The organism is Chitinophagaceae bacterium (assembly GCA_030053935.1).
Classification (GTDB): Bacteria; Bacteroidota; Bacteroidia; order Cytophagales; family JASGCU01; genus JASGCU01.
This window is the reverse complement of sequence record JASGCU010000017.1, coordinates 23,641-33,424: the sequence shown is the minus strand read 5'-3', so window position 1 is coordinate 33,424 and position 9,784 is coordinate 23,641. Positions and strand designations below refer to the sequence as shown.

The window sequence follows — 9,784 nt, the reverse complement described above, 5'->3', positions numbered from 1 at the left end:
GATGAACCCAAACTATTTTTTTAGAAAAATTAGAAAAAATGTAAACTAATAAGAACGAAATATGTACTTTTGTTTTGACTTTTTAAATATATAAATATGTTCTTATATTTTTAAAGATTAAAACCTAAAAAAAACAATTTTTAGAACCCACCTATAGGATTTTATATTGCATCTCAATCACAGGTTCTTAAATATTTTCTGCCTTTTTCGGGTGTTTGTTTTGCCTTATTATTCTTAATACTGAGCTCAGAAAAAATAATTTATATAACAATTAAAAACTAAATAAAACAATGAATAATAAAATTATGGATAGGTCTCTTTGAGATACTGATTTTTCTAAAAAAACAATTATAAGCAACTGGAAACAAGATAAGCATACGGTAACTATTGCCATTATCATAGCGATACTCTTATTTTTATATACAATAGTACTCTAAAACAAAAAAGAGAGCATTAAAAAGATCTCTTTTTATTTGGTTCTTTCTCAAAAATATAATTAGAAAACACAATATATACAGCACTCAAACCATAGCAAATGTTATCTATTAATCCACAATATACCACCTATCTTTACGAATCATTTCTGCACCGCAGGAACACAAAAATACAAATAATTCATATTATACTGTTAGTATTAGTAATAGGAGCTTTGGTAGCACTTCCGCTCATCAAGGTTCCTATATCTATTCAGGGAGGAACTATTATTCGTCCTCTATACAGAAAAAACAGAGGTAAGATCCCTTATTACTGACACCATACATGGCATTTATAAAACGGAAAGACAACGAGTGAAGGCAAGAGATACGCTTCTTCTTTTACGAACAGATAATTTGAATAACAGAATATCATGGTTTAATCCTACACAGAATCAATTATAAGTTTATTCGTTTCATAAAGGGAAACACAAATTTTCACAGTGGGACTCTATGGAATATTTTTTTTATTTTATTCTTACACAAAAGATACAAAGGGAGTTTTAACTAAGTAGTTACCATTATATTCAAAAAAAAACATAAAAAAATGAAAAATACTTATAATTTTATAAATTATAGAGCATATTTTATACACAAGATTTATATAATAAGAGATAATCACAAAAATTTTTATATTGCATGCTTTATGATATGTATCAAAAATAAGAGATGCACGTATCAGAAAATACACGGCGGGATAGCTCAGGCGGTTAGAGCGCAGGATTCATAACCCTGAGGTCAGGGGTTCAACTCTCCTTCCCGCTACTTTTTTAAGTAATAGCCATTCATTTATTTTATCAACCCCATTATTAAACAATTTTAATATGACTTTTTTTAAATCGCTTTTATCTAGTATTTTAGGTACTATTATTGGATTATGTTTTTTTGTTTTTCTTTTTTTCCTCTTTATTATAGGGATAGTAGCTGTTTTCAAACCCGATGAAGACCAAAAAATAGAAGTGAAAAATAACTCTGTTTTATTATTTGATATGTCGGGAACTATTTCTGAAAAAACAGAAGACTCACCTGATATAATCTCTTTGCTCAATGAAGATTTTGATAATAAAGGATATGCTCTCAAAGATATACTAATATCTCTCAAAGAAGCAAAAACAGACCCAAAAATTAAAGGAATATACTTACAATCTCATAACCTTCTAACAGGATTTGCCTCCGCAAAAGAAGTGAGAGATGCACTTGTGGATTTTAAAACATCCGGGAAATTTATATATGGGTATGGTGAGGTTATTTCAAAACTCGATTATTATATACTTTCTACAGCAGATACCATTTATGTAACCCCCGAAGGAATGGTAGAATTAGGGTCTTTCAGATCATCTTCTCTCTTTTTTAAAGGTGCTTTTGATAAATTAGAAATAGAACCATTGATATTCAAAGTAGGAGATTTTAAAAGCTACGGAGAACAATTTACCCGAAAAGAATTTAGTAATGAAAACAAAATACAAATAAACGATCTTATACAATCCCTTTATACAACAATGATTCAAGAAGAAGCATCTTCAAGAAATATATCCGAAACATCACTCAGAAACATTTTTAATAATGATTTTATACTATCCGCAAAAAATGCAGTAAAGAAAGGAATCATTACTAATACGGGATACGAAGATGAAATAGAATTATTTTTAAAAAAAAGAAGTTCCTTAACAGAAAAAGGAAAAATACAGTTCATCTCTCTTAAAAAATATATAAAAGCAGTTAAAAAAACACACTATTCAAAAAATCAAATAGCAGTGATAATAGCTGAAGGTACTATTATGCCAGGAAAATCAACAGATGAAGTAATAGGTTCTGAATCATTAGCCCAAGAAATTAAAAAAGCAAGAGAGAATACGAAAATAAAAGCTGTAGTTATCCGTATCAATTCTCCTGGAGGCTCTGCAATGGCTTCGGATATAATATGGAGAGAAATAATGCTTACTAAAAAAATAAAACCATGCATCGCTTCTATGTCTGATGTGGCAGCATCCGGAGGATACTATATTGCAATGCCCTGCGATACCATAGTGGCACAAAAAAATACTATTACTGGATCCATAGGAGTTGTAGGAATATTATTTGATTTTCATAGATTTTTAGAAAACAAATTAGGAATCACCTATGATGAAATAAGCACAGGAAAGAAAAGCAGCCTAATAGGTGCTGGGTTCGCAAGCACACCAACCGACTTAGAAAAAGCTACTATTCAGAATATGATAAATGATACTTATGAAAGTTTTACTACTAAAGCATCAGAAAGTAGACGTATCCCTTTAGAAAACCTAAAAAAAATAGCTGGAGGAAGAGTGTGGATAGGAGATTCAGCACAAAAAATAGGATTGGTAGATGTTATAGGAAATTTAGAAACAGCAATACAAATAGCATCACATAAAGCACATTTAGATAGTGGTTATCATGTAGTGTATTTTCCTAAACCAAAACCATTTGCAGAACAAATAATGGAAAAAATTTCCAATACCACAGAAGAAATCTATTTGAGCAATAAATATGGAATTTTGTATCCGTATAAAAAAGAACTGCAAAAATTAAACCAATACAAAGGAATAAATATGTACATCCCTTATAATATAGAATTTCAATAAACATGAAAATAACAATTCCCGATAGTCCCTATAAACGAGTCGTCATAATTGGAGGTGGATTTGGAGGACTAAAGTTAGCGAGGGACTTAAATAAAAAAGGATACCAGATAGTTCTTATAGATAAGAATAATTACCATACCTTTCAACCTTTACTATATCAAGTAGCCACAGGGCAATTAGAAGCAACTTCTATAGCCACACCATTCCGCACAGTATTTAGAAAATATGATGTCATATTTAGAATGGCAGAAGTAGTCAAAATAATACCCAAAGAAAATAAAATAGAAACAAATTTAGGACATGTATCTTATGACTATTTAGTAATAGCAACAGGTTCTATAACGAATTATTTTGGATTAGAGGATGTGAAAAAATACTCCGTATCTATGAAAACTATTAACGAAGCATTAAATCTTCGGAGTATGTTTTTACAAAACCTTGAGGAAGCAGTAAACCTAGAAATAGGTGATCATCAAGAATCTCTATTAGACCTCATAGTAGTAGGAGGAGGACCTACGGGAATAGAAACAGCAGGAGCACTCGCCGAGTTAAAGTCCCATGTATATCCCAATGACTATAAAGAATTAGATTTTCATAGAATGGACATCCATCTTATAGAAGCCGCTCCAAGACTTTTAGGGGCAATGACTGAAAAAACATCAGAGAAAGCAAAAGAATATTTAGAAGCATTAGGGGTACATGTTCATCTGAACACCTCTGTAAATTCATACGATGGTCAATACGCATATTTAAATAACGGAAAAAAAATACTATCTTCTTCCCTTATATGGACTGCGGGAGTAGAAGGAAATACCATACCGGGCATAGATTCAAATGCTATTGCACGCGGAAATAGATTAAAAGTGAACGATTATCTACAAATACAAGGATATGAAAATATCTTTGCCATAGGAGATATAGCAGCACAAATAACCGACAAAAAAACAAAACCTGACCCAATGGTAGCACCACTTGCAGTACAACATGCGACACTTCTGGCAAAAAATTTATATAGAAAAACAAAACAAAAACCATTCCTTCCTTTTCAATATGTAGATAAAGGATCCATGGCTACTATAGGAAAAAATAAAGCAGTAGTAAACATAAAAAGCATGGAATTTTATGGAATATTCGCATGGTTTATATGGGTTTTTGTTCATATAATGGCATTAGTTGATTTTAGAAATAGAATCATTGTTTTCATTAACTACGCATGGAATTATTTGAATTCGGATAAAAGCATCCGACTTATTCTGAGAACCTTTCAGAGAGTTAAATAATTTTTTAATACACATGAGGGGTTCTAAAAATTCAAACCCTCAAAACTGTATCCCTTAAAAATCAATAGTTACCAACATTTTTTTTGAATAAATCAATTTTCAAACCCCACCACATGAAATATACAGCCCGAAGAGATGCTACTCTTATAGATCAGTTATTAGAAATGCATGGAGCAAAAAATAAAACACATATAAAAAAAATAGCCAAACACTCTTATATATGGGTCAACGAATTATTAGTAAAAAAACTCAATACTATCGTCCTGGCCGGGCAACATATACTACTTCAGAAGAACGAAAAAACACCAATAACTCAAAAACCAAATTTTAAAATTGTATGGGAAGATGACTTTTTAATAGTAGTAGAAAAACCATCTGGTATATTGAGTGCAGGAGTTCAAATAACCAGAAAACCAACCATGCATCAACTCATAAATGAATATCTGAAAGAGAAAAACAAACGGGCTTTTGTTATTCATAGATTAGACAAGGAAGTAATGGGGCTTATGTTATTTGCTAAAACAGAAGAATGCTTCCATTATTTTATAGAAAATTGGCGAACAGTTCAAAAAAAATATCTTGCATTAACAGAAAATATCCCTAACCCTCCCGAAGGAAATATCTATAACTACCTTATAGAAAAAAAAGAAAAAATGTTTGTATTAGAAAAACCACATCCCGAGGCAAAAGAAGCTATTACCCTGTATAAAGTAAAACAAATTATCCCTCCTTATTGTCTAGTAGAACTTCATATCTTGACAGGGCGTAAAAACCAAATACGAGCACATTTACAGCATATACAATGTTCTATAGTAGGAGATTACAAATATGGAGCATCTTCTGAATACAAAAGAAAAATACGTCTTATGGCTTTTTTTATAGAATTTTTACATCCTGTAAACAAAAAAAAACTTGTTTTTGAACTGCAGCCATCTCCCTATTTCTTAAACCCCCAAGAAGAAGACGAAACATAAATAAAAACTTACAAGAATATCATACATTAAAAAGATAGAAACATTATCAAAATATGTTAAAAAAAAACAGTAATAAAAAAAAGAACAATGCATCAAATACATCGGTGCAAAATGTTAAAACACAAAATATAAAAAAAGAATTTTTTGACGTTTCTTTTTTGAGTGCTTTAGGAAATAAGAAACTATTGATTTCTATGGGTATATTTTTGGGCATGGTCTTGTTCATTTTCTATGATTTTTTGTTTTTCAAAAAAACATACCTTTTTAAAGATATAGGAAGTGATATAATCAATCAAATTTTTCCTTATCTTATAGAATTGCATAATTATTTAATAGAGTATGGAATTCCATCTTGGTCTTTTGCATCAGGTATGGGGCAAAATATATTTTCCTTCACATTTACTGATCCAATGGAATACCTTTCTTATTTCATGCATAAAGAAAATCTTCCTTATCTTATAGGATATATAGTTTTTATAGAGATTATCATTTCCGGTATAGTATTTTATAAATATCTTAAAACTATGGATCTATCAGATGCCTCTTGTATAATAGGCGGTTTGCTGTATGCTTTTAGCGGATTTAATATAGTATCGGGTGCATGGATAGTATTTACCACAGAAGTTACACTCATGGCTTTGACTTTGTTAGGCTTTGAAAAACTATACCAAAAAAATATCTATTGGCTTCTGCCGATACCCATTCTATATGTATCTATGCAAAGACCCTTTAACCTATTGGTTCTCTCTCTTTTTCTATTCCTGTATATTACTTGGAGATTTTTTCAGACAGAAAACACTTTTATTTTCAAAAAATATGCTTTTATTCTCTTAAAAACAGCAGGTGTTGCATCTATTGGCTTAGTAATAGCATCACCTTTTTTATTTGAACATATAAGAACGATGTTAGAAAGTCCAAGAGGGAGTGGAGAAAATTCTCTTGCTTCTCTTTTGATGACACAGCCCATATTCAAACTATCAGATTCTTTGCAATTTGGAACGGCTATGACCCGTATGTTTGCATCAGATATATTGGGAAGTGGAAGTTTGTTTAGAGGATGGCAAAATATATTAGAAGCCCCGCAATTTTATTGCGGAATAGCCTCTTTGCTTCTCATTCCACAGGTTTTTGTTAACAAAAATACCACACAAAAAATAGTATTTGGAGTATTTTTAGGAATTTGGATACTTATTATAATTTTTCCTTACTTCCGATATGCTTTCTGGTTCTTTACGGGTGATTATTACAGAAGCGTATCATTTTACATAGGATTAGTATTTACTCTCTATGCTATATTTGCTTTAGAAAAGATGATAAAAAATGGAACGCTCCATATACCATTGCTTATAGGAACTTTATCGGTACTGATCATACTTCTTTATTACCCCTATTTTCCCCGAAAAAATACGATGGATTCTTCATTAACCCTCTCTGTTACTATACTTCTATGTATATATACCTTTCTATTGGTATTGATTTCTAAAAAAATTTCGTTTTCTCTCTTTACATTCTTCTTTTTTTGTGTGATAGAGTTATCTTATTTTTCTTTCATTTCTGTAAACAGAAGAGATTTGGTTTCTACCGATGACCTGCATAAAAAAATAGGATATAATGATTATTCTAATGAAGCAATTGCGTATATAAAAAAGATAGATAATTCGCTTTTTTATAGAGTAGATAAAAATTATTATTCTACTCTCGCTATACATGGAAGTTTGAACGATGGAATGGCTCAAGAATATTTTGGAACAAGCAGCTATAATTCGTTTAATTCCAAATATTACGTTAATTATCAAAAACTCTACGGGATTATTAATAAAAACAGTGAGGTAGAAACCCGATGGGCACCAGGTCTTAATTACAGAGTTCTTTTAGAAGGAATGAATAGTGTAAAATACCTTTTAACCAAGCAGGTAAATTTTCCTCTTTGGAGGGTTACCCATGATTCCTTAACTACACTTGGAGATGTAACCGTTTGGAAACATAAATTTGCACTTCCTTTGGGGTATTGCTACGATAAAATTTTTCCTCTTACTCGTTTTGAACCCATGAGTAACGATGAAAAAGATTACATAAGTCTCATGACGGCTGTTGTTTTAGATGCCGATGTATCAGAATTATCAACCATCTCCCAACTTTCCATATCAGAAATAACACAGGGATTGGATTTGAATATTTATAAGCAGCTTACAGAAAAACTATACCAGGAAGCGTTCCAAATTACCTCTTTTTCACATACTTTTATAACAGGAAATGTAAATGTAAATGGAGCAAGAATGATGTATTTCTCCATTCCTTATGAAAACGGATGGGATATACAAGATACAAATGGGAATCAATATAAAAAATATATTCTCAGCAACGGAATGACAGGTATATACTTACCAAAAGCAGGAAAATACCAATTAGAACTCAAATATACTAATAAGATGGTTCAAATGGGAATCCCTTTTAGTATTTTAGGAATATTCATATATGCAGGTATGCTCTCTTTTGTTTTTATAAACAAAAGAAAAAAAAACAGAGTACTATAAGATATACATGAAGAAACGTCATTCTTTCATAAAAATGAGCTACAGAGCATCTTAGAATAACAAAAATGAGTATTGATTTTTTAATTATGAATAATAAAAAACTTATTTTATTATAATTATTCTCATAAAATGATTGTTTTATGAGAGTAATTTTCAAATCAATTTTTTTTTTGAAAAAATAAGATGGGGAGTATCTATTTTGAATATTATAAATCATTGATTATCAAGCAAATAGAGTAGCTGAGTAGTTACCTTAGGAAAAAAGAAATTAAGAAATACTATATTACAAATAAAAAATATAATCACAACAAATATTATAAACAAGCAAAACTATATAAAAAAAATAAAAATACTCTCCAACTACTCGTTTTTATTTCTTTTTCGTCTCATAATAATTTACAAATAGATATTTGATTTTGCAATAATATTTTTAGTTCAGCAAATATAAGCATAAAATAGGGGTATCTATCTCTGATAGGGATACCATGTCTAAAATATAATGGTGGATGGTTTAGCACATGACCCAATTAAACTTTTCATAGTTATCCTGAATATCTATTTATATTCCATACCATGTTTTGAGTAAAAAACAAGAAGGGGTAATGAGGCTGAGTATGATTATATATTTTTTGATATGTTATGTTTTTTCTGTGGGGGATAAACTTTTTTCCCATTTACTTACTACCGTAGTAGCAATACTATTTCCCCACACATTGGTAGCAGATCGAAACATATCACAAAAATGATCTATAGGTAAGATAAGGGCAATCCCTTCGGGAGGTATTTGAAACATAGCACAGGTAGCTGTCACTACTACTAAAGAAGCTCTTGGTACCCCAGCTATTCCTTTGCTGGTGAGCATTAACACTATGAGCATAGTAAATTGTGTTCCTAAATCTAAATGGATATTGTATGCTTGTGCGATGGCTATGCTTGCAAAGGTCATATACATCATACTCCCATCTAAATTAAAAGAATATCCAAGAGGCAAAATGAAAGCAACTATTTTATCTTTACAGCCAAATTTTTCTAAAACTTCGGTAAGTTTTGGGAACACTGCCTCACTACTGGTGGTGCTAAATGCTATTATGAGAGGAGATGCTATTGCTTTCAAGAGATCAAAAACCCTTCCTTTTAAAATAATAAATCCAATGAGCATTAATACTGCCCAAAGGGTCGTTATTCCAAAAAGAAAGAACAAGAGGTATTTTCCATAGAATAAAAAAATAGAAAGTCCTTTTGTTGCAATGACTGCAGATATAGCCCCAAACACTCCAATCGGAGCAAATTTCATAACATATCCTACCATAACCAATATTACATGAGAAATAGAATCAAAGAGCTGTATAACCGGTTTTCCTTTTGCTCCTAAGCTGGCGGTTCCTATACCAAAAAAAATACTAAATACGACTATTTGTAAAATTTCATTATGAGCCATAGCTTCTATCATACTTTTGGGAAACACATGCTCTATAAATTTTTGAAAACTGAATTCTTGGGTCTTATTTATGAGATCTTTTGCACTTTCTATATCAGCATTATCAAGTCCTATTCCTGCACCAGGTTGAAAAACATTTACCAACAGCATCCCTATGCATAAGCTTACTAATGATGCGGATAAAAACCAAAACAATGCTTTACTTCCCACTCTTCCTACTGTTTTTAAATCTCCTAATTTGGCTATTCCTACGACTAGAGTAGTAAAAACTAAAGGAGCTATTATCATTTGAACTAATCTCAAAAAAATAACAGTCAGTATTTTGATATTTTGGGCAAAATCATTTTTGAAATTATTTTCACTCAATTCATAAACTCCATAACCAACCATAATACCAACAAGCATTGCATAGATAATCTGCAGTGTTAAACTTTGAGAAGTGCTTTTTATTTTCATTTCCATTATATTATAAGAGCTTGCTA

6 protein-coding genes and 1 tRNA gene are annotated in these 9,784 nt (G+C 30.8%); 6 read left to right on the top strand and 1 reads right to left on the bottom strand.

Features of this window, described 5'->3' with window-relative positions; genetic code table 11:
• The first annotated feature begins 535 nt into the window (after positions 1–535).
• The 6 genes from QM536_03485 to QM536_03460 all read left to right on the top strand — a co-directional run bounded on the left by QM536_03485 (position 536) and on the right by QM536_03460 (position 7,864).
• The gene (locus QM536_03485) at positions 536–751 is read left to right on the top strand and encodes a hypothetical protein (GenBank protein MDI9356072.1); all 216 of its coding nucleotides are present in this window, start codon (positions 536–538) and stop codon (positions 749–751) included.
• Positions 752–1,164: 413 nt separating this feature from the next.
• Positions 1,165–1,238, top strand: a tRNA-Met gene (locus QM536_03480).
• Positions 1,239–1,297: 59 nt separating this feature from the next.
• Entirely contained in the window at positions 1,298–3,076 is a 1,779-nt protein-coding gene (gene sppA / locus QM536_03475; protein MDI9356071.1) for a signal peptide peptidase SppA, read from the top strand.
• A gap of 2 nt (positions 3,077–3,078) precedes the next feature.
• Positions 3,079–4,356: an NAD(P)/FAD-dependent oxidoreductase gene (locus tag QM536_03470; protein MDI9356070.1), complete on the top strand. Its 1,278-nt coding sequence runs from the start codon at positions 3,079–3,081 to the stop codon at positions 4,354–4,356.
• A gap of 113 nt (positions 4,357–4,469) precedes the next feature.
• Positions 4,470–5,330, top strand: coding sequence for an RNA pseudouridine synthase (locus QM536_03465; GenBank protein MDI9356069.1), 861 nt, complete (start codon positions 4,470–4,472; stop codon positions 5,328–5,330).
• Between the two features lie 53 nt (positions 5,331–5,383).
• Positions 5,384–7,864, top strand: a complete 2,481-nt coding sequence (locus QM536_03460; protein ID MDI9356068.1) for a YfhO family protein — start codon at positions 5,384–5,386, stop codon at positions 7,862–7,864.
• Positions 7,865–8,501: 637 nt separating this feature from the next.
• Here the strand turns inward: QM536_03460 and QM536_03455 are convergent.
• Positions 8,502–9,758 carry a cation:dicarboxylase symporter family transporter gene (locus QM536_03455; GenBank protein MDI9356067.1) on the bottom strand — a complete coding sequence of 419 codons (1,257 nt, stop codon included), beginning with the start codon at positions 9,756–9,758 and terminating at the stop codon, positions 8,502–8,504.
• Positions 9,759–9,784 lie beyond the last annotated feature (26 nt).